Origin of the sequence: Pseudomonas tolaasii NCPPB 2192 (assembly GCF_002813445.1) — a bacterium.
Taxonomy (GTDB): Bacteria; Pseudomonadota; Gammaproteobacteria; order Pseudomonadales; family Pseudomonadaceae; genus Aquipseudomonas; species Aquipseudomonas tolaasii.
Window position 1 is genome coordinate 4,727,764 of the sequence record NZ_PHHD01000001.1, and the last position, 20,770, is coordinate 4,748,533.

General features: G+C 62.6%; 15 protein-coding genes. 11 read left to right on the plus strand and 4 right to left on the minus strand.

Translation table 11 applies throughout. From position 1 onward, the window contains the following. The 4 genes from ATI14_RS21665 to ATI14_RS21680 all read left to right on the plus strand — a co-directional run bounded on the left by ATI14_RS21665 (position 1) and on the right by ATI14_RS21680 (position 9,180). The gene (locus tag ATI14_RS21665) at positions 1-1,335 is read left to right on the plus strand and encodes a TolC family outer membrane protein (RefSeq protein ID WP_016971782.1); all 1,335 of its coding nucleotides are present in this window, start codon (positions 1-3) and stop codon (positions 1,333-1,335) included. 30 nt (positions 1,336-1,365) lie between these two features. Further along, on the plus strand, positions 1,366-4,323 hold the full coding sequence (gene eprS, locus ATI14_RS21670; protein ID WP_016971783.1) for an autotransporter serine peptidase EprS: 2,958 nt from the start codon (positions 1,366-1,368) through the stop codon (positions 4,321-4,323). A 179-nt stretch (positions 4,324-4,502) separates the two neighbouring features. Next, complete coding sequence (locus ATI14_RS21675) at positions 4,503-7,610, plus strand: autotransporter outer membrane beta-barrel domain-containing protein (protein WP_016971784.1); 3,108 nt, start codon at positions 4,503-4,505, stop codon at positions 7,608-7,610. A gap of 139 nt (positions 7,611-7,749) precedes the next feature. Further along, positions 7,750-9,180 (plus strand): polyurethane esterase, encoded by a 1,431-nt coding sequence (locus ATI14_RS21680; protein WP_016971785.1) that lies wholly within the window; start codon positions 7,750-7,752, stop codon positions 9,178-9,180. A 15-nt stretch (positions 9,181-9,195) separates the two neighbouring features. On the opposite strand, the gene ATI14_RS21685 is transcribed toward ATI14_RS21680, so the two are convergent. Next, the gene (locus tag ATI14_RS21685) at positions 9,196-9,447 is read right to left on the minus strand and encodes a hypothetical protein (RefSeq protein WP_016971786.1); all 252 of its coding nucleotides are present in this window, start codon (positions 9,445-9,447) and stop codon (positions 9,196-9,198) included. A 179-nt stretch (positions 9,448-9,626) separates the two neighbouring features. Between ATI14_RS21685 and ATI14_RS31455 the strand changes: the two genes are divergently transcribed. Next, positions 9,627-9,794, plus strand: a complete 168-nt coding sequence (locus tag ATI14_RS31455; RefSeq protein WP_016971787.1) for a hypothetical protein — start codon at positions 9,627-9,629, stop codon at positions 9,792-9,794. 43 nt (positions 9,795-9,837) lie between these two features. On the opposite strand, the gene ATI14_RS21690 is transcribed toward ATI14_RS31455, so the two are convergent. After that, positions 9,838-10,062, minus strand: coding sequence for a YgdI/YgdR family lipoprotein (locus ATI14_RS21690; protein ID WP_016971788.1), 225 nt, complete (start codon positions 10,060-10,062; stop codon positions 9,838-9,840). Between the two features lie 187 nt (positions 10,063-10,249). On the opposite strand from ATI14_RS21690, the gene ATI14_RS21695 reads away from it, so the two are divergent. The 3 genes from ATI14_RS21695 (at position 10,250) to ATI14_RS21705 (ending at position 15,170) form a co-directional block, all read left to right on the plus strand. Beyond that, entirely contained in the window at positions 10,250-11,896 is a 1,647-nt protein-coding gene (locus ATI14_RS21695) for a VRR-NUC domain-containing protein (RefSeq protein ID WP_016971789.1), read from the plus strand. Further along, on the plus strand, positions 11,893-14,148 hold the full coding sequence (locus ATI14_RS21700) for an ATP-dependent DNA helicase (RefSeq protein ID WP_016971790.1): 2,256 nt from the start codon (positions 11,893-11,895) through the stop codon (positions 14,146-14,148). Before ATI14_RS21695 ends, ATI14_RS21700 begins: the two co-directional genes overlap by 4 nt. An 80-nt stretch (positions 14,149-14,228) precedes the next feature. Continuing rightward, positions 14,229-15,170, plus strand: coding sequence for an alpha/beta fold hydrolase (locus ATI14_RS21705; protein WP_016971791.1), 942 nt, complete (start codon positions 14,229-14,231; stop codon positions 15,168-15,170). On the opposite strand, the gene ATI14_RS21710 is transcribed toward ATI14_RS21705, so the two are convergent. Continuing rightward, positions 15,133-16,599: a sensor histidine kinase gene (locus tag ATI14_RS21710; protein WP_016971792.1), complete on the minus strand. Its 1,467-nt coding sequence runs from the start codon at positions 16,597-16,599 to the stop codon at positions 15,133-15,135. The two genes, ATI14_RS21705 and ATI14_RS21710, sit on opposite strands and share 38 nt — an antisense overlap. After that, a complete protein-coding gene (locus ATI14_RS21715; protein WP_016971793.1) occupies positions 16,596-17,306 on the minus strand; it encodes a response regulator transcription factor in 711 nt (236 codons plus the stop codon). Before ATI14_RS21715 ends, ATI14_RS21710 begins: the two co-directional genes overlap by 4 nt. Positions 17,307-17,612: 306 nt before the next feature. On the opposite strand from ATI14_RS21715, the gene msrB reads away from it, so the two are divergent. The 3 genes from msrB (at position 17,613) to msrA (ending at position 20,676) form a co-directional block, all read left to right on the plus strand. Next, a complete protein-coding gene (gene msrB, locus ATI14_RS21720; protein WP_031319856.1) occupies positions 17,613-18,113 on the plus strand; it encodes a peptide-methionine (R)-S-oxide reductase MsrB in 501 nt (166 codons plus the stop codon). Between the two features lie 35 nt (positions 18,114-18,148). Beyond that, positions 18,149-19,909, plus strand: coding sequence for a cytochrome c biogenesis protein DipZ (locus tag ATI14_RS21725; protein ID WP_016971795.1), 1,761 nt, complete (start codon positions 18,149-18,151; stop codon positions 19,907-19,909). A 71-nt stretch (positions 19,910-19,980) separates the two neighbouring features. After that, positions 19,981-20,676 carry a peptide-methionine (S)-S-oxide reductase MsrA gene (gene msrA, locus ATI14_RS21730; RefSeq protein WP_080520203.1) on the plus strand — a complete coding sequence of 232 codons (696 nt, stop codon included), beginning with the start codon at positions 19,981-19,983 and terminating at the stop codon, positions 20,674-20,676. Positions 20,677-20,770 lie beyond the last annotated feature (94 nt).

Sequence of the window (20,770 nt, forward strand, 5' to 3'; positions counted from 1 at the left end):
ATGAAGTCAGTGTTCATTGCTTTGATGGTGGTGTGTGGCGGGGCCCAGGCGGCAATGGGCCCGTTTGACGTGTACGAGCAGGCTTTACGCAACGATCCGGTGTTTCTGGGCGCCATCAAGGAGCGCGACGCCGGCCTGGAAAACCGCACCATCGGCCGCGCCGGTCTGTTGCCCAAGCTGTCCTACAACTACAACAAGGGCCGCAACAACTCCGAGGCGCACTTGCCCGACGGGCGCGGCGGCACCTACCGCGACGACCGCAACTACAACAGCTACGGCTCGACCTTCAGCCTGCAACAGCCGTTGTTTGACTACGAAGCCTATGCCAACTACCGCAAGGGCGTCGCCCAGTCACTGTTTGCCGATGAAAGTTTTCGCGACAAGAGCCAGGCCTTGCTGGTGCGGGTGCTGAGCTACTACACCCAGGCGCTGTTCGCCCAGGACCAGATCGACATCGCCCGCGCCAAGAAAAAGGCTTACGAGCAGCAATTCCAGCAAAACCAGCACCTGTTCCAGCAAGGGGAAGGCACGCGCACCGACATTCTGGAAGCCGAGTCGCGTTATGAACTGGCCACCGCCGAAGAGATCCAGGCGCTGGACGAGCAGGATGCATCGCTGCGCGAGCTGGGCGCGTTGATTGGCGTGCAGAGCGTCAACATCCATGACCTGGCGCCGCTGAACCAGAACTTTGCGGCGTTCGCGCTGACGCCCGCCAACTACGACACCTGGCATGAACTGGCGGTCAGCAACAACCCGACGCTGGCCTCTCAGCGCCAGGCCGTGGAAGTGGCGCGTTACGAGGTGGAGCGCAATCGCTCCGGGCACCTGCCGAAAGTCACCGCTTATGCCACGTCGCGCAAACAGGAGTCGGACAGCGGCAACACCTACAACCAGCGCTACGACACCAACACCATCGGCATCGAAGTCAGTTTGCCGCTGTATGCCGGTGGCGGCGTTTCAGCGTCCACCCGCCAGGCCAGCCGTGCCATGGAGCAGGCCGAGTACGAGCTGGAAGGCAAGACCCGCGAAACCCTGATCGAGTTGCGCCGCCAGTTCAGTGCCTGCCTGTCGGGCGTGAGCAAGTTGCGTGCTTATCAGAAGGCCCTGACCTCCGCTGAAGCGCTGGTGGTGTCGACCAAACAAAGCATTCTCGGCGGTGAGCGGGTCAACCTCGATGCGCTGAATGCCGAGCAGCAGCTGTACAGCACCCGTCGCGACCTGGCCCAGGCGCGTTACGACTATTTGATGGCCTGGACCAAATTGCACTACTACGCGGGCAACTTGCGCGACACCGACCTGGCCAAGGTGGACGAGGCCTTTGGCCCGGTGAAATGAGCACCCATAAAAACAATAAGGATGGTTTAAATGATCACCGACTCATCCCGCTTCAAACCCTTTACCGCAGGCTCGTTGCTGCTGTTGTCCGTTGCGGCACAGGCGGCTTACACCGAGACCGGCCAACCGGGTAACCCCGCCAGTTGGCGAACCGCCGAATTCCAGAGTGACTGGGGCCTGGGGCGCATGAAAGCTGATGAAGCCTATGCCGCCGGCATCACCGGCAACGGCGTGAAAATCGGCGCACTGGACTCGGGCTTTGATCCGGCTCACCCGGAGGCCTCCAAAGACCGCTATCACGCCGTCACGGCCACCGGCACTTATGTGGATGGCAGCCCGTTCAGCACCACCGGCGCGCTCAACCCCAACAACGACTCCCACGGCACCCACGTCACCGGCACCATGGGCGCCGCCCGTGACGGTGTGGGCATGCACGGCGTGGCCTACAACGCGCAACTCTACGTGGGCAATACCAACGCCAACGACAGCTTCCTGTTCGGCCCCACACCCGACCCGAAATACTTCAAAGCGGTGTACACCGCGCTGGTGGATTCCGGCGTGCGCGCCATCAACAACAGCTGGGGCAGCCAGCCGCCGGATGTCAGTTACCAGACCCTTGCCGGCCTGCACGCCGCCTACGCCCAGCACTACAACCAGGGCACCTGGCTCGACGCGGCGGCAGACGTGGCCAAGGCGGGCGTGATCAACGTGTTCAGCGCCGGCAACAGCGGCTACGCCAACGCCAGCGTGCGCTCGGCCTTGCCGTACTTTCAGCCGGAGCTGGAGGGCCACTGGCTCGCGGTGTCGGGGCTGGATAAAACCAATAACCAGAAATACAACAAGTGCGGCATCGCCAAATACTGGTGTATCTCCACGCCGGGTGCGCTGATCAACAGCACGGTGCCCGGTGGCGGCTACGGCGTGAAATCCGGCACTTCGATGTCGGCGCCCCATGCCACCGGCGCACTGGCGCTGGTGATGGAACGCTACCCATATATGACCAACGAGCAGGCGTTGCAGGTGCTGTTGACCACCGCGACCCAACTCGACGGCTCGATCACCCAGGCGCCCAACACCGTCGTGGGCTGGGGCGTGCCGGACCTGGGCCGCGCAATGCACGGGCCGGGGCAATTGCTCGGTGCGATGAATGTGAGCCTGGCGGCCGGGCAGGGCGATGTCTGGAGCAATGGCATCACGGACCAGGCATTGATTCAGCGCCAGAGTGAAGACCGTGCCGAACACGCCGCCTGGCAGCAAACCCTGATCGACAAGGGCTGGCAAAACGGCGTGGCGGCCAATGCCAGCCAACAGGACAAGACCGATTACGCCATCGGCAGCGCACGTGACGCCGCCGCTGCAAGCCGGGTGTATGAGGGCAGCCTGATCAAGTCCGGTGCCGGCAGCCTGGTGCTCAGCGGTGACAGCACCTATCGCGGCGCCACCACCGTCAACGGTGGCTTGCTGGCGGTGAATGGCTCCCTGACCTCGACGGTAACCGTTAACAACAGCGGCACCCTCGGCGGCTCCGGGCGCATCGGCGCGTTGTCGGTGAACAGCGGCGGCACCGTAGCGCCAGGCAATTCCGTCGGCACCTTGCAGGTGGCGGGCGACGTGAACCTGGGCGCGGGCTCCACCTACGCGGTGGAGCTGACGCCCACCAGCAGCGACCGCATTGTCGCGGGCGGCAAGGCCATTCTCGGTGGCGGCACTGTGACCCTGGCGCTGGAAAACAGCCCCACCTCTCTCAGCCAGAGCCAGGCGCAAAGCCTGATTGGCCGTCAGTACTCCATTCTCCAGGCGGCGGGTGGCGTGCAGGGGCAGTTCGGGCAAGTGCTGCCAGGTTACTTGTTCCTCGGCGGCACCCTCGATTACGCCGCCAATGGCGTGCAACTGGCAGTAGGGCGCAACGATGCAAGCTTCGCCAGCGTTGCCGCCAATCGCAACCAGCGCAATGTGGCGGCCGTCGCCGAGCAGCTCGGCGCAGGCAACCCGGTGTATGAAAGCGTGCTGCAATCGCAGTCGGCAGCGGCCGCGCGACAAGGCTTTCAACAGCTGTCCGGCGAAATCTACCCGGCAATCGGTGCGATGCTGATCAATGACAGCCTGCAACTGCGCGACGCCGTGGGCGAACGCCTGCGCCATGTGCCGGTGACCGGTGAAAGCAATCTGTGGCTCAAGGCCCTGGGTGCCTGGGGCAAGGCCGACAGCCGCAGCGAAACCGCCGGTTCCACCACGTCCATCGGCGGCCTGCTGGCCGGTGTGGACGGTGCGCTGGACGAGCAGACCCGCGTGGGTGTGGTGGCCGGTTACAGCGACAGCTCGCTGAACCTGGGCAGTGGCACGCATTCGTCGGCGTCCATCGACAGCTATCACTTCGGCGCCTATGCCGGGCGTGAGCTGGGCGACTGGCGCGTGAGCGTCGGCGGCGCCTACAGCTGGCATCGCGGCGATGTGAAACGTGACCTGCAATACGGCGACGTCAGCGGCAAGCAAAAAACCAAGCTGGATGCACGCACCGCCCAGGTATTCACCGAGGCGGCGTACCGTATCCGCCTGCAGCCTTTGACGCTGGAGCCATTCGCCAATTTGGCCTACGTGCACCTGGACAGTGATTCCTTCCATGAAAAAGGCGATGCCGCTGCACTGCAGCGTGGCAGCGACCGGCGTGACGCGGTGCTCAGCACCCTTGGCCTGCGTGCCCTGAAAACCCTGGCGTTGAATGATCACCAGCAACTGGAGCTGTCCGGTTCGTTGGGCTGGCAGCACAGCCTGACTGCCGTGGAATCCGAAGAACAGTTGGGGTTTGTCGCGGGCGGCCCGTCCTTCGCGGTGCGCAGCACGCCATTGCTGCGTGATGCGGCGCTGGTGGGCGTGCAAGCCAGCCTGGCGCTGAGCCCGGCCACGCGGGTCAACCTTGATTACAACGGCCAGTTGGGTGGCCGCGAGAAAACCCAGGGCGTGGGGCTGAGCCTGAACTGGCAGTTCTAAACAACACTACCGATCAAAAAAGTGTGGGAGCTGGCTTGCCTGCGATAGCGGTCGGTCAGTGGTGAAGGTGCTGGCTGGTACACCGCTATCGCAGGCAAGCCAGCTCCCACACGGGCTCGGCGGTGTTGGGTGGAGATGATTTTCAAATAAGTGCAATAAGAAAACTAAGGAAGGTCACCGTGAAAAAACGCAAGTCAGGGTTATTTACCGCCATTCACACAGGCCCGGGCTACCCGCTCAAGGCCTTGAGCTGCGTGCCATACGGCGCGCTGCTGTGTTGCCTGGCAAGCCTGGGAACCGCCCAGGCCGCACCCTATGTGGAAACCGGCAAGCTGGGCGATGCCGCCAGTTGGCGCAGCAACGAGTTCAAGGCCGACTGGGGCCTGGGCGCCATCCAGGCTGACGCCGCCTATGCCGCCGGCTACACCGGCAAGGGCGTCAAACTGGGTATCTTCGACCAGCCGGTGTACGCCCAGCACCCGGAATTTGCCAGCCCGAACAAGGTGGTGACAGTGGTCACCGAGGGCATTCGTCAATACACCGACCCCTACATTCCGGTGAAGGCGGGCGATGCATTCCGCTATGACGGCACGCCGTCCAAAGACTCCAATGGCAAGCTGGGCAACCACGGTACCCACGTCGGCGGCATTGCCGCGGGTAACCGCGACGGTGGGCCGATGCATGGCGTGGCGTTCAATTCGCAAATCATCACGGCGGAAAACGGCGACCCGGGGCCGGAAGACGGGATCATTCTCGGCAACGACGGCGCGGTGTACAAAGCCGGTTGGGACGGGCTGGTTGCCAGCGGCGCGCGCATCATCAACAACAGCTGGGGCATAGGCATCGGCGACCAGTACGCCAAGGGCGGCCGCGATCCGGCATTCCCCAACTTCACGGTCAATGAGGCCCAGGCGCAGTTCAACCATATTCGGCCGATATTGGGCACCCTCGCCGGTGGCGCCTATCAAGGCGCAATCGATGCTGCGCGCAGCGGCGTACTGACGATTTTTGCGGCGGGCAACGACTACAACCGCAACAACCCGGACGCGATGTCGGGCCTGGCGTACTTTGTGCCGGAGATCGCGCCGAACTGGCTGTCGGTCGCCGCCTTGCAGCAAAACCCCAACACGGCGAGCCCTGATCCGTATGTGATCAGCACCTTCTCGTCGCGCTGCGGCTATGCGGCGAGCTTCTGCGTGTCGGCACCGGGTACCAGGATCTTCAGTTCGATCATCAACGGCACCGACCTGAGCAACCTCACCACCGACTGGGCCAACAAAAACGGCACATCCATGGCCGCGCCCCACGTGGCTGGCGCGGCGGCGGTGCTGATGGAACGCTTTCCTTACATGAGCGGCGACCAGATCTCCACGCTGCTCAAAACCACCGCCACTGACCTCGGCGCGCCGGGCATCGACTCGCTGTACGGCTGGGGCATGATCAACCTGGGCAAGGCCGTCAATGGCCCGGGGATGTTCATCACCGCTGAAGATATCCCGGCTGAATTTCGCATCGACGGCGCCTATGGCAGCGGGCAGTTCGTGGCGGATTTGCCGGGCGTGGGCGCCGTGGTGGACGCCGGTAAACCCACCCAGCGCCTGTGCGACGACATCCATTGCGGCCGCGATGTGTGGAGCAACGACATTTCCGGGCATGGCGGCCTGACCAAGCAGGGAATCGGCACGCTGGTGCTGACCGGCGCCAACACCTACAGCGGCCCGACGCTGGTCAATCAAGGCCTGCTGGCGATCAATGGCTCGGTCACCTCCGACGTGACGGTCAGCCAGAGCGGTGTGGTCGGCGGCTCGGGGCGTATCGGCTCGCTGACCGCCAAAAGCGGCGGTACCGTGGCACCGGGCAATTCCATCGGCACGCTGAATGTGGCCGGCAACGTCACCTTTGATGCCGGCTCCACTTACGCGGTGGAACTGTCGCAAACCAGCAGCGACCGCATCGTCGCCGGTGGTACCGCCACGCTCAATGGCGGCACCGTGACCCTGGCCCTGGAAAACAGCCCGACGCTGCTGACCAACGCCCAGGCCCAAAGCCTGATCGGTCGCCAGTACAACATCCTGCAAGCGGCGGGCGGCATTACCGGCAGTTTTGGTGCCGTGGTGCCCAACTACCTGTTTGTCGGCGGCACCCTGAACTACGCCCCGACCGGCGTGCAACTGGACGTGGTGCGCACCAACAGCTTCGCCAGTGTGGCCACCACGCCAAACCAGCGGGCGGTGGCGGCGGCGGCCGAGCAACTGGGCGCCGGCAATGCCGTGTATGAAAGCCTGTTACTGGCGCCTACGGCGGCCTCGGCCCAGGGCGCGTTCCGTCAACTGTCCGGCGAAATCTACCCAGCGCTGCAAACCGCACTGGTCAACGACAGCCGCTACGTACGAGAAGCCGTGGGTGAACGCTTGCGCCATGGCGAGATGGGCGCCACCAGCGAGACGATCGACAGCCGTGGCAACGTGTGGGTCAAGGCGCTGGGCGCGTGGGGCAAGACCGATAGCCGCAGTGACACGGCGGGCTACACCACGGCCATCGGCGGCATGCTGCTCGGTGTGGACGGTGCGCTCGACGAGTCAACGCGTATCGGCCTGGTCGCCGGCTACAGTGACACGTCGCTGAACATGGGCAGCGACACCCACAGCCGCGCCTCGGTGGACAGCTACCACTTCGGCGCATACGCCGGGCATGAAATCGGCGCACTGCGCCTGAGTGGCGGCGCCACTTACAGCTGGCACCGCGCGGACGTCAAGCGTGACCTGCAATACGGCGATGTGGCCGGCAAGCAGACAGTCAAAGCGGACGCCACCAGTACCCAGGTGTTCGGCGAAGCCGCGTACCGCGTCAACCTGCAACCGCTGGCCCTGGAACCGTTCGCGAACCTGGCTTACGTGCACCTGGACACCGACGGTTTCACCGAGAAGGGCGATGCGGCCGCGCTCAAGGGCCACGACGACACCCGTGACGTGGTGCTGAGCACCCTGGGCGTGCGCGCCCTGAAAACCTTCAATGTGAATGACCATCAGCAACTCGAGGTGTCCGGCACCCTGGGCTGGCAACACAACCTGAGCAGCACCGATTCCGAACGGCATCTGGCGTTTGCCTCGGGCGGCCCTTCATTCACCGTGGAAAGTGCGCCGATGGTGCGCGATGCGGCGTTGGTGGGCGCGCGGGTCAGCCTGGCGTTGACCAGGGATGCACGGGTGAACTTTGACTACAACGGCCTGCTGGCCGGCAAGGACAAGGTGCATGGGGTGGGGTTGAGCCTCGACTGGGCGTTCTAAAAATTCACGCAACCCCTGAATGGGACAAGGGTTGTGTGGGAGCTGGCTTGTGTGGGAGCTCCCACACAAGCTCGGCGTTTAAACAGGCTAATGAGTATTTCCGCTTTCTCTACAAATCCAACAACAGAGAGGCACTACCATGGGTATCTTTGACTATAAAAACCTCGGCACCGAGGGCTCCAAAGCATTGTTCGCCGATGCCATGGCGATCACGCTGTATTCCTACCACAACCTGGATAACGGCTTTGCCGTGGGCTACCAGCACAACGGCCTGGGGCTTGGCTTGCCGGCCACGCTGGTGAGTGCGCTGCTGGGCAGCAAGGACTCACAAGGGGTCATCCCCGGCATTCCCTGGAACCCCGACTCGGAAAAAGCCGCGCTTGAGGCCGTGCAAAAAGCCGGGTGGACGCCGATCAGCGCGAGCGCTTTGGGCTACAGCGGCAAGGTGGACGCGCGAGGTACGTTTTTCGGTGAAAAGGCCGGCTACACCACGGCGCAGGTCGAGGTGCTCGGCAAATACGACGGTGCAGGCAAACTGCTCGAAATCGGCATCGGCTTTCGCGGTACCTCGGGGCCGCGGGAAACCCTGATCAGCGACTCCATCGGCGACATCATCAGTGATTTGCTCGCCGCGCTTGGGCCCAAGGACTATGCAAAAAATTACGCCGGTGAAGCCTTTGGCGGTTTGCTCAAAAACGTCGCCGACTATGCCGGCGCCCACGGCCTCACCGGCAAGGATGTGGTGGTCAGCGGCCACAGCCTGGGCGGGCTGGCGGTCAACAGCATGGCGGACCTGAGCACCCAGAAATGGGCCGGGTTCTACAAGGACGCCAACTATGTGGCCTATGCCTCGCCCACCCAGAGCAGCGGCGACAAAGTGATCAATATCGGCTACGAGAACGACCCGGTATTCCGAGCGCTGGACGGTTCATCCTTCAACCTGTCGTCCCTGGGCGTGCACGACAAACCCCACGAATCGACCACCGACAATATCGTCAGTTTCAACGACCACTACGCCTCGTCGCTGTGGAACGTGCTGCCGTTTTCCATCGTCAACCTGCCGACCTGGGTGTCGCACCTGCCCACCGGCTATGGCGACGGCATGACGCGCATCCTCGAATCCGGCTTCTATGACCAGATGACCCGCGACTCCACGGTGATCGTTGCCAACCTGTCCGACCCGGCGCGTGCCAACACCTGGGTGCAGGACCTGAACCGCAATGCCGAGCCCCACAAGGGCAATACGTTCATCATCGGCAGCAACGGTAACGACCTGATCCAGGGCGGCAAGGGCCCGGACTTTATCGAAGGTGGCAAGGGCAACGACACCATCCGCGACAACAGTGGGCATAACACCTTTCTGTTCAGTGGCCACTTCGGCAATGACCGCGTGATTGGCTACCAGACCAGCGACAAACTGGTGTTCAAGGACGTGGCGGGAAGCACCGACCTGCGTGACCACGTGAAGGTGGTCGGCGCCGATACGGTGCTCACCTTTGGCGCCGACTCGGTGACGCTGGTGGGCGTCGGCCATGGCGGGCTGTGGGCCGACGGTGTCTCCATCAGCTGACGCCACGCGCGGCCCTTACCAGCCGCGGTGCCAATAGGGCCGCGGGTAGCCATACCCGTAGCCGTAATAATGATGCGGATAGTAGTAAGGTCGTGGCGCATAGCCCCAATGCCCGTAATACACCGGTGGCGGCGGGGCTTGCACCACGACCACCCGTGGCGGCTGGCGAATGATGAGGGTGTCGGCGAATGCCGGCGCACTTGCCAGGGCCGTCAGGGTCAGGGGAATCAGAAAAAGCGCGCGTAGTGCTCGGAGCATGCGTGCCATGGCCGTTGTACCTCCGTTCTGCGCCCTCGAAAATGAAGGCGGCTTACGGGTTAAACGGCGCAGCGGGGCGAATCCTTCGGTGAACAATTCTTCACTGAACACAACGACGGATTGCAGGGGCTCAAACGTTCAATGACTACCTGCGAAATGTTTCGCGTGTCATGTGTGAGGAGCCGAGCATGTCCCGAATTCGATGGTTGCTGTGTGCCCTGGTGCTGCTGGGGCTCGGCGGGTGTGCGGTGTACCCGGCCTATCCGGCGCCGTGCTGCTACCGGCCGTACTACCATTCCTACTATTACCATCCTTACTATCGCCCGTATTACTACCACCCTTATTACCGTTACTGAGCCGCCAAGAAAAAGCCCCGCATTTGCGGGGCTTTTTTTATGCTCATTTTTCGCTGCGTACCGTCGCCACGTCATCGGCCTTGACACGTATGTGCTTGCCGGCGATGTCGGTGAATTCGTAGAACCCGTCCACTGTTTTGGTCTTCGGCGAGTCCTTGGTCAAATACTGTGTGCCGTTTTGCAACGTCACCACCGTTTGCGTGGAGCAACCGGCCAAAACCAGAAAAGTGAGTGCAACCAGCGGCAGACCCAAATTCTTCATGTTCATAACCCTTACCTTTTACCCTGGAAAGTCCCGCGCAATGGGCTGCGGGCAGCAAATGTTACGCGATCGACACCCTTATCTGATCACTTTTATACGGAAAGTTGCGTGCGCCATTTATCTATTACCGATTGCAACAAGACGTTCGCAGCGGCACTCTGTATGCATAAACAGTATTTGAACCTTGCGCGACATGGCCAACCCCCTCGACGACCCCCTGTATTACCTGCATAACTTCCGCCAGGTCCTGCTGTGGCTGGGTCAGCGTTATGCCGATTTGCTCGACCCGGACGAATTGCAGTTTATTCAGCAATTTGACAGGTTGCCCCAGGCCTCCCAGGCACTTTTGGTGCGCATGGTCATGCGCAAGGGCGCGCATTTTCGCGCGAGCAAGCTCAATTATCTCGAAATCGGCTGTACCCACACGGCTGCGCGGGCGCTGATAGAGCAGGGGTGGGTGGATGATCAGGGGCTGTTGGCGTTTGAGGAATTGTTCGCACTGTTGCAAAAGGGCGAAATCCTCGAAGCCTTCAACCCCTGGATTGACCAGCCCAGGGGTAAGAAAGCTGACTGGCTGGCGCCGCTGGCCGTGCAGTTCAGCGACAGCCGCAGCTTTGCGCAATGGTGCCCGACCCTCAGTGATGTGCTCTACAGCCTCACCGTCATGGAATTGTGTGATCGCCTGCGCCTGATGTTCTTCGGCAACCTGCACCAGGACTGGTCGGAATTCGTGCTGGCGGACCTTGGCATCTACACCTACGAGAAAGTCGAGTTCTGCGCCGAGTCCCGAGGCCTGCGGCACCGTGATGACGTGCTGGGTTATCTGTTTCTGCACCAGTGCCAATTGGCGTTCGAAGCAGGCAAGGCACTGGAAGACGTGCTGGCGCAGATCGCCACATTGCACACCGATAACCCCTGGCTGGAAAAACGTCGCGCCAAGTTGCTGTTTCAGCTCGGGCAATACTGCGAGCGCAGTGCCGAGTTGAGGCTGGCCGAGCAGATTTACCGCCAGTGCGCCTACCCCGGCGCGCGCTCGCGGCTGATTCGTGTGCTGGAGCGCCAGGAAGACTACACCCAGGCCATGGCCCTGGCGTGCGCCGCGCAACAGGCACCGGAAAGTGCCGCCGAGGCCCAGCACCTGCTGCGCGTCATGCCACGCCTGCGCCGCAAACTGGGGCAGCCGGCGCTGCCGAAACCCAAGCCCCGGCCGGTCTCGCGCCTGGATCTGGCGCTGGCGATTCCCGAGCCGTTGATGTCGGTGGAATACCTTGTGCAAGCCCACCTGAGCGAGCCCGACGCGCCGGTGCATTACGTGGAGAACGGCCTGATCAACTCGCTGTTCGGCCTGCTGTGCTGGGAAGCGATTTTCGCGCCGCTGCCGGGCTCTTTTTTCCACCCGTTCCAGCGCGGGCCGGTGGACCTGCACAGCGAAGACTTTCACCTTCGCCGCGCCGCCTTGTTCGCCGCCTGCTTTGAGCAACTGCAGGACGAGCGCTACAAGCTCACCATCCGCCAACGCTACACAGACAAATGGGGCATTCAGTCGCCCTTCGTATTCTGGAATTTGCTCAGTGAGGAACTGCTGGAACAAGCGCTGGAATGCTTGCCCGCCGAGCATCTGCGGTACTGGTTTGAGCGGTTGCTGCTGGACATTCGCGCCAACCGCGCCGGCATGCCCGACCTGATCCAGTTCTGGCCCGCGCAAAAAACCTACCGCATGATTGAGGTCAAGGGCCCCGGTGACCGCCTGCAAGACAACCAGTTGCGCTGGCTGGAGTTCTGCGGCGAGTACCAGATGCCGGTCACCGTCTGCTACGTGCGCTGGGCGCAAACCGCTTGAGCTACAGCGTGGCCGTGCGGGCGCTGTGCGAGTTCACCGCCAAGGTCGGTGACCTGGACCTGCGCTTTACGCCGTCGCCCAGCGCCCAGGAAGGCATTGTCGGCCACCGCACTGTCGCCTCGCGGCGCAGCGCGCATTACCAACATGAAGTGGCGCTGGAAGGCGAATACCGCCAACTCAAGGTGCGGGGCAGGGCGGACGGCTACGACCCGGACAGCAACCGTCTGGAGGAAGTGAAAACCTATCGCGGCGATCTCGACGCCCAACCGGCCAACCACCGGCAATTGCACTGGGCGCAGGTCAAGGTGTATGGCTGGCTGATGTGCCAGAAGCTGGGCCTGGATGAAATCGACCTGGCGCTGGTGTACTTCGATATCGTCGGCGAAGGTGAAACCCTGTTGAACCAGCGTTTTCAGGCCGCCGACCTGGCGCTGTTTTTCGAGCGTCAATGCGCGCTGTTCCTTGGCTGGGCCGAACAGGAAATGCAGCATCGCGACGCGCGCAACAGCGCCGCGCAAAGCCTGGCATTTCCCCATGCCGCGTTTCGTGCCGGCCAGCGCGCGTTGGCCGAAACGGTGTACAAGGCCGTCAGCACCGGGCGCTGCCTGATGGCGCAGGCGCCGACCGGCATCGGCAAGACCGTCGGCACGATTTTCCCGATGCTCAAGGCCCTGGCGCCCCAGCAACTGGACAAGGTGTTTTTCCTGACCGCCAAAACCCCCGGCCGAAAACTCGCGCTCGACGCCGCCCAGGTGCTGTTCGACAGCACCCCCGGTCTGCCCCTGCGCGTGCTTGAACTGGTGGCGCGGGACAAAGCCTGCGAACACCTGGACAAAGCCTGCCATGGTGACTCCTGCCCCTTGGCCAAGGGCTTTTATGACCGCCTGCCTGCCGCGCGCACGGCGGCGTCCAGCGTGCACCTGCTCGACCAGCGCAACCTGCGCGACGTGGCGCTGGCCCATGACGTGTGCCCGTATTACCTGAGCCAGGAAATGGCGCGCTGGAGCGACCTGGTGGTCGCTGACTACAACTACTATTTCGACTTTGGCGCCATGCTGTTCGGCCTCGCCCAGCTCAATCAGTGGCGCGCCGCCGTGCTGGTGGACGAGGCGCATAACCTGGTCGAGCGCGCCCGCTCGATGTACAGCGCAAGCCTTGACCAGTACAGCCTCAAGACCCTGCGCGACACGGCGCCCGAGCCGCTGAAAAAACCCCTGCAACGGCTGAACCGCGAATGGAATGCGCTGCACAAAGAACAGGTCGCGCCGTATCAGGCCTATGCCGGCAAACCCGAGAAACTGCTGCAGGCCCTGAGCCTGTGTGCCAGCGCCATGGGCGACTACTTCAACGACCACCCCGAAGCCTTGAGCGGTGACCTGCAAGCCTTCTATTTCGACGCCCTGCAATTTGCCAAGGTGGCGGAGCTGTTCGACGAGCACTTCATTTTCGATATCAGCAAGCGTGAGCTTGGCGGCAAGCGCAGCGCCTCAACCCTGTGCCTGCGCAACGTGGTGCCCGCCGAATTCATCCGTCCCAGATTGACGGCGGCGCGCAGCAGCGTGCTGTTTTCCGCCACCCTCAGCCCGCGCCACTATTACGCCGACCTGCTGGGCTTGCCGGCGGACACCGCGTGGGTGGATGTGGAATCGCCGTTCAAAGCCGAGCAGTTGCAGGTGCGTATCGTCGACGAGATTTCCACGCGTTATGTATACCGCCAGGCCTCGCTGGAACCTATTGTCGAGCTCATCGCCCACCAGTTTGCGCAGCGGCCGGGTAACTACCTGGCGTTTTTCAGCAGCTTCGATTACCTGCAACAGGTAGCGCAGTTGATGGCCCAGCGGCATCCGCACGTGGCACTGTGGCTGCAATCGCGCGGCATGGCCGAGGCGCAGCGCCAGGCCTTTCTCGATCAGTTCACCCTGCACAGCCAGGGCATCGGCTTTGCCGTGCTGGGCGGGGCATTTGGCGAGGGTATCGACCTGCCTGGCGCGCGTCTGATCGGAGCGTTCATTGCCACTCTGGGTTTGCCGCAACTGAACCCGGTCAATGAACAAATGAAGGCGCGCATGGCGGCCATCTTCGGCTCCGGCTACGACTACACCTACCTGTACCCCGGCCTTCAGAAAGTGGTGCAGGCCGCGGGCCGAGTGATCCGCAGCCAGCAGGACGAAGGCGTGGTGATGCTGATTGATGACCGCTTTGGCGAGGCGCGGGTGCGGCAGTTATTGCCCCGCTGGTGGGCGCTGACCTGAGTCATTCCGGCCATCAATGATGCTGGCCGCCACCTGCGCAATCCTGCACGCTGGGCGAAACCCTCAGCAAGGCCATGCCCATGAGTTCCCTGACCGAGCAGAAAATCGCCGTCAACGGTATCGAGTTATGCGTCCATATCGCCGGTCCCGAACACGGCCAGCCCATCTGGCTGTTGCACGGTTTTCCGGAGTGCTGGCATTCCTGGCGTGAGCAGATTCCTGCACTGGCTGCCGAAGGGTATCGCGTGTTCGCCCCCGAAATGCGTGGCTACGGCCGATCCGGTTCACCCGCAGAGGTGGCCGATTACGACCTGCTGACCCTGTGCGCCGACATCCAGCAGGCCATGGATGTGTTCGGGCACACGCAGGTGGTGATGGTCGGCCATGACTGGGGCGCGGTGGTGGCCTGGCATTTGGCGTTGCTGGAACCCGAGCGGGTTACACGATTGATCACAATGTCGGTGCCCTTCGCCGGGCGCGCCCGCCGGCCGGTGATCGAGATCATGCGCGAGCTGTACGCCGAGCGTTTCAATTACATCCTGTATTTCCAGGAACCCGGGGTGGCCGAGCAGGAATTGAATGCCGATATCGAACGCACGCTGCGGCTGTTCATGCAAGACCAGGACGTATTTCTGCAACAGAAACCACCCAGTGCCACCTTGCTGGAGGGCGTTGCCACGCCAACGACCTTGCCGGGCTGGTGCAGTCAACAAGATCTAAATGTGTATGTGCAGACTTTCACCGAAAACGGCTTTCGTGGCCCGTTGAACTGGTATCGCAACTTCGAACGCAACTGGCAGCGCACCGAGTTCCTGTCGGGCCGGCAAGTGCTGCAGCCCACACTGTTCCTGATTGGCGACCGCGACCCGGTTGGCGTGTTCGAGGCTCACACCCTCAAGCGCATGCCCGATTCAGTGCCGCAGTTGGAGCAGCATGTGTTGGCCAACTGCGGTCACTGGATCCAGAACGAGCAAGGCCGGCAGGTCAACGCGCTGATGCTCGGGTTTCTAGGGAAAAGGTAAAGGTTGCGCCATGGCCGGGGCGGTCCACCAACTGGATGCTGCGCCCGTGCAATTGCAGAATTCGGTGCACGATGCGCAGGCCCAGGCCACCGTCGCGGCGTGCGCCGCCAATGGTGAAGGCGCGCAGGAACAGGCCTTCGCGCAGTTCGGCGTCGATGCCGGGGCCGCTGTCGCTGACGGTAACGTTGACCGAGTTGGCCGCGGGTGACAGCATCACTTCGACCTCGCCGTTGACCGGCGTATGGCGCAAGGCGTTATCCAGCAGGTTGGTCAGCACCCGTTCGATCAGGCCCAGGTCCGCCAGCACGGTCGGCACTTGCGGCGGCAGAGTGGCGGTGAGGGTGATGCCGCGTGCTTCGGCGGTCAGTTCGAATTTCTGGAAGATGTCTTGCACCAGGTCCGGCAGCGAAAAGCCTTCGATCACCGGTTGTACAAAACCGTGTTCTAGGCGCACCAGCTCCAGCAATGACTGAGCCAACCCCCCGACCTTGCGGCTCTGGTCCAGCGCAATGCCCAGGTAACGGCGGCGCTCGTCGGGGCTCAGGCTGGCGTCCTTGAGGGACAGGGTTTCCAGGTAGCCATGCAGCGAGGCCAGTGGCGTGCGCAAGTCGTGGGAGATATTCGCGACCATTTCCCGGCGTTCCTGGTCCTGATGGGTGATGGCCCGCCATTGTTCGCCCAAGCGGTTTTCCATCTGCACGAACGCGTGGTCGAGCACGGCGATTTCGTCGCTGCTGTCCAGCTCCGGTGTGTGGGTTTGTGCAGGCTTTGGCGCGCCGTTGATGTCGAACCGGCCGACCTTGTCGGTCAATTGGCGCAGGGGACGGGTGATCCAGGCAAAGGCGATCAAACCGGCCAGCAGGCACAGCAACGCCACCAGGCCGATGGACCACAGCGCGATCTTCAGCGCCATGCCGGTGGCGTCCTTGGCGTCGTACACATCGTGGGCTTCGCCCAGCAGCACGACGTATAAAAAGCCGGTTTGCTGGCCGTTGGCCTTGAGCGGTGCGGCGCTGAACACCTTGCGCCCGTCGACGCTGCGCGGGTCGTCGCCGAGGATCGGCAGCATGGCGCCGCTCAAGAAGCGCCGTACCGGCGCCAGGTCTACCTGATCACGCAACAAATGCCCGCTGGGCGCTGCATTGCCCACCACGCGACCGTTGATGTCGAGCAGATACACCTCAACACTCGGGTTGACCAGCATCAACTGGCCGAACAGGTTGCGCACTGCATCGGGCTTGAGGCCGTCGGCGTCCATCAATTGAGTGTCGCGGGCAATGTGCGCGGCCAAATCCCGTGACAGGCCTTGCACCACTTCAAGCTCGTGCATGCGGTTGGAGCGCACTTGCAGCCAGGCCGAGGTGCCGCTGCAGATCACCAGCAACACGGCGAACACCACCGACAGGCGCTGGGTCAGGGTCAGTTTCATGGCGGGCTCTCGGCAAACTTGTAGCCACGGCCCCACACCGTGAGGATGCGCGCCGGGTTGGCCGGGTCGGCCTCAACCTTGGCGCGCAGGCGGTTGATGTGGGTGTTGACCGTGTGTTCATAACCTTCGTGGCTGTAGCCCCACACGGCATTGAGCAGGTCCATGCGCGAAAACACCTTGCCGGGCTGGCGCGCGAAGAAGTACAGCAAATCGAATTCGCGGGGCGTGAGGTCCAGGCGCTGGCCTTGCAAGGTGGCTTCACGGGTCAGCGGGTTGATGAACAAGTGGCCGAGTTCAAGGCTGCCGGCGTCCATTTTCAGATTCCGTGCCATGGCATCGACCCGGCGCAGCAGTGCCTTGACCCGTGCCACCAGCTCCGGCATCGAGAACGGTTTGGCTAGGTAGTCGTCGGCACCCAGTTCCAGGCCGAGAATGCGGTGCAGCTCGCTGGAGCGCGCGCTGGTGATGATGATCGGCGTGTAGCGCGTCATGGCCCGGGCGCGGCGACAGATTTCCAGGCCGTCGACGCCGGGCAGCATCAGGTCAAGAATCAGGGCGTCCCAACCGCCTTGCTCCAGCAGGCGCAGGCCTTCATTGCCGTCGGCGCTGTGCACCACCTCAAACTGTTCATCACGCAGGTGCAGGCAGATCAGGTCGGCGATATGCGCATCGTCCTCGACCACCAGGACACGTTTGGGCTGTTCCATGCAGAAAACCTTTGCTTGTAGTCCGCGCATTGTGCGGCTTTTGCAACAGTGTAGTTATCACGAATTGTTTAACTCTGCGTGAGGATTTCGCGACCGCCCGGCGTGCAGGATTAGCCCATCGCTGACGCACTGGTTGCGGCGAGCGGGCTTTTGTGGCGAGCGATCTTGCTCGCGCTGGGCTGCGAAGCGGCCCCAAAAAAAAGCGGGAGCGCTGCGCACTCCAGCGCGAGCAAGCTCGCTCGCCACACAGAGCTCGCTTGCCGCAGGTCTATGCCAGCCATTCAATTTTGGGTTGAGGAGAAACATATGTACTCACGTCGACAAATGCTGCTGGCCGGTGGTGGCCTGGGTGTCGCCGTTTTGGCCGGTGGCCTGTTGAAGCAAATCAACATGATCACCGAGGCCGAGGCCGCGGAGACGTTTGAGGTCAACCACACCGAGGCCGAGTGGCGCAGCCTGCTGACCGCCGAGCAATTCGACGTGCTGCGCGAGGAGGGCACCGAGCGCCCATACAGCAATAAGCACAATGACGAACACCGCACCGGCACCTTCGCCTGTGCCGGTTGCGCCTTGCCGCTGTTTTCCTCGGCCACCAAGTTCGACAGCCATACCGGCTGGCCGAGTTTTTGGCAGCCGCTGGACAACGCCGTGGCCAGCCGCACCGACACCTCGTATGGCGTGGTGCGCAAGGAAATTCACTGCCGCCGCTGTGGCGGCCACCAAGGGCACGTGTTTGATGACGGCCCGGCACCCACCGGTTTGCGCTATTGCATGAATGGCACGGCCATGACGTTCACGGCGGCTTAAGCCGATGTTTATCCATTCGTATAAGGGACGATCCCATGTGGCTCTTGGTTCTCGCGTATCTGGGCGGCGTGCTGACAATTGTCAGCCCGTGCATCCTGCCTGTTCTGCCTTTTGTCTTCGCTCGCACCGGGCAGCCGTTTATGCGCAGTGGCTTGCCGCTGTTAGCGGGGATGGCGGTGACATTCGCCCTGGTGGCCTCGCTGGCGGCGGTGGGCGGCGGTTGGGTGGTGCAAGTCAATCAGTACGGGCGTTGGCTCGCGTTGCTGTGCGTTGCCCTGTTCGGACTCACGCTGTTGCTGCCGCAACTGTCGGAACGCCTGACGCGGCCGCTGGTGGCGGCCGGCAGTCGCCTGTCGGAAGCCGCCGGGGCCGATGCCAAACCCCGTCCGGGCGCTTCATTCCTGATCGGCGTGGCCACCGGTTTGCTGTGGGCGCCGTGCGCCGGGCCGATTCTCGGTTTGGTACTCACCGGTGCCGCGCTGCAGGGCGCCAGTATCGGCACTACCTTGCTGTTGCTGGCCTACGCCGCCGGTGCTGCGACATCCCTGGCGCTGGCATTGCTGGTCGGCGGTAAAGTTTTCGGCTTCATGAAGAAATCCCTCGGCGCCGGCGAATGGCTGCGTCGCGGTCTGGGTGCACTGATGCTGGCCGGCGTCGCGGCCATCGCGTTGGGCCTGGACACCGGCGTGCTGTCGCGTTTGTCGACGGCTTCCACCGGTGGCCTGGAGCAAAGCCTGGTAGACAAACTAAGCGCCAAGCCCGAGCAGAAAAGCGGCGCGATGATGGCCGGTGGCGCGATGATGGCGGCTGCCGACCACGGCAACTCGCTGCCGATCGAAGGCGCGCTGCCGCCACTGGACGGCGCGGTGCAATGGCTCAACAGCCCGCCGCTGACCGCCGAAGGCCTGAAGGGCAAAGTGGTACTGGTGGATTTCTGGACCTACTCCTGCATCAACTGCCTGCGCACCTTGCCTTACGTCAAGGCCTGGGCCGAGAAGTACCACGACCAGGGTCTGGTGGTGATTGGCGTGCACGCTCCGGAGTTCGCCTTTGAGCGCGACGTGAATAACGTCACCAAGGCCATGAAGGATCTGGGTATCAACTACCCGGTGGCCATCGACAACAACTACAAAATCTGGCGCGCCTTCAACAACCAGTACTGGCCGGCGCATTACTTTGCCGACGCCAAGGGCCAGATCCGTTATCACCACTTTGGCGAGGGCGACTACGCCGAGTCGGAGCGGGTGATCCAGCAATTACTGCGTGAAGCCGGTGCGAAAAACGTCGCAGGCGGCTTGATCGAAGCCGATGCCAAGGGCGTGCAACAGGCGCCGGACATGAACGAAGTGCAATCGCCGGAAACCTACCTGGGCTTTCAGCGCGCCGAGAACTTCGTCACCACCGGCACCCTGGCCACCGACAAGGTGGTGAATTACCCGGCCGCCGGCAAGCTGGCTCTGAACAACTGGACCCTGGAAGGCTCATGGAACGTCGGCGGCCAGCAGGCCACCCTCGACCAGACAGGCGGGCGCATCGTCTACCGCTTTCACGCCCGTGACCTGCACCTGGTGCTTGGGCCAGGTGCGGACGGCAAGCCGGTGCGGTTCAAAGTGACGATTGACGGCCAGGCCCCCGGCGATGCCCACGGCACTGACGTGGCGCCGGATGGCAGCGGTGCCGTGACCGAGCAGCGTTTGTACCAGTTGGTGCGTCAGAGCGGCGCGGTGCAGGACCGTACCTTCAGCATCGAATTTCTGGACCCGAACGTGTCGGCGTATGCCTTTACCTTCGGCTGAATTGAAAACCCAATCACTGTAGGAGCAGGCAAGCCAGCTCCCACAGTTGACCGTGTTCTGGAGTGATCGTGATGAAACTACTCAAGTATGTACCGGTGCTCGCTTTCGCTGCCTTCGTCGGCCAAAGCTCGGCATTCTCCTTCGGGGGTGCTGAAGACGCGGTGATGATCGCGCCGCCGGCGCTCGACCTGCCTGCCGAGTCCGGCAACCTGCAAACTGCGGTCTTTGCCGGCGGCTGCTTCTGGGGCGTACAGGGCGTTTTTCAGCACGTTCAAGGGGTGAAAAACGCGGTGTCCGGCTATGACGGCGGTGCGGCGGGCACTGCGCAATACGAGTCCGTCAGCGAAGGCGACACGGGCCACGCCGAGTCGGTGTCGGTGACCTACGACCCGGGCAAAGTCAGCTACGGCAAGCTCTTGCAGATCTACTTCTCCGTGGCCCACAACCCCACCGAGCTGAACCGCCAGGGCCCGGACAGCGGCACCCAGTACCGTTCGGAAATTTTTGCGCAGAACGCCGAGCAGCAAAAAATCGCCCAGGCCTATATCGCCCAGCTGGATGCCGCCAAGGCGTTCGACAAGCCGATTGTTACCAAGGTTGAGGTGGGCAAGACGTTCTACCCGGCAGAGTCTTATCACCAGGACTTTTTGACCGAGAATCCGTCTTATCCGTACATCGTGATCAATGATTTGCCGAAAGTGGCGCAACTGAAACAACTGTTCCCCGACCAATACCGCGCAGAGCCTGTGCTGGTAAAAAACCAGTAACCACCCCAAACCAAATGTGGGAGCTGGCTTACCTGCGATAGCTTTCTGTCAGTTTGATCGTTCCCACGCTCCGCGTGGGAATGCCGCCTTGGAC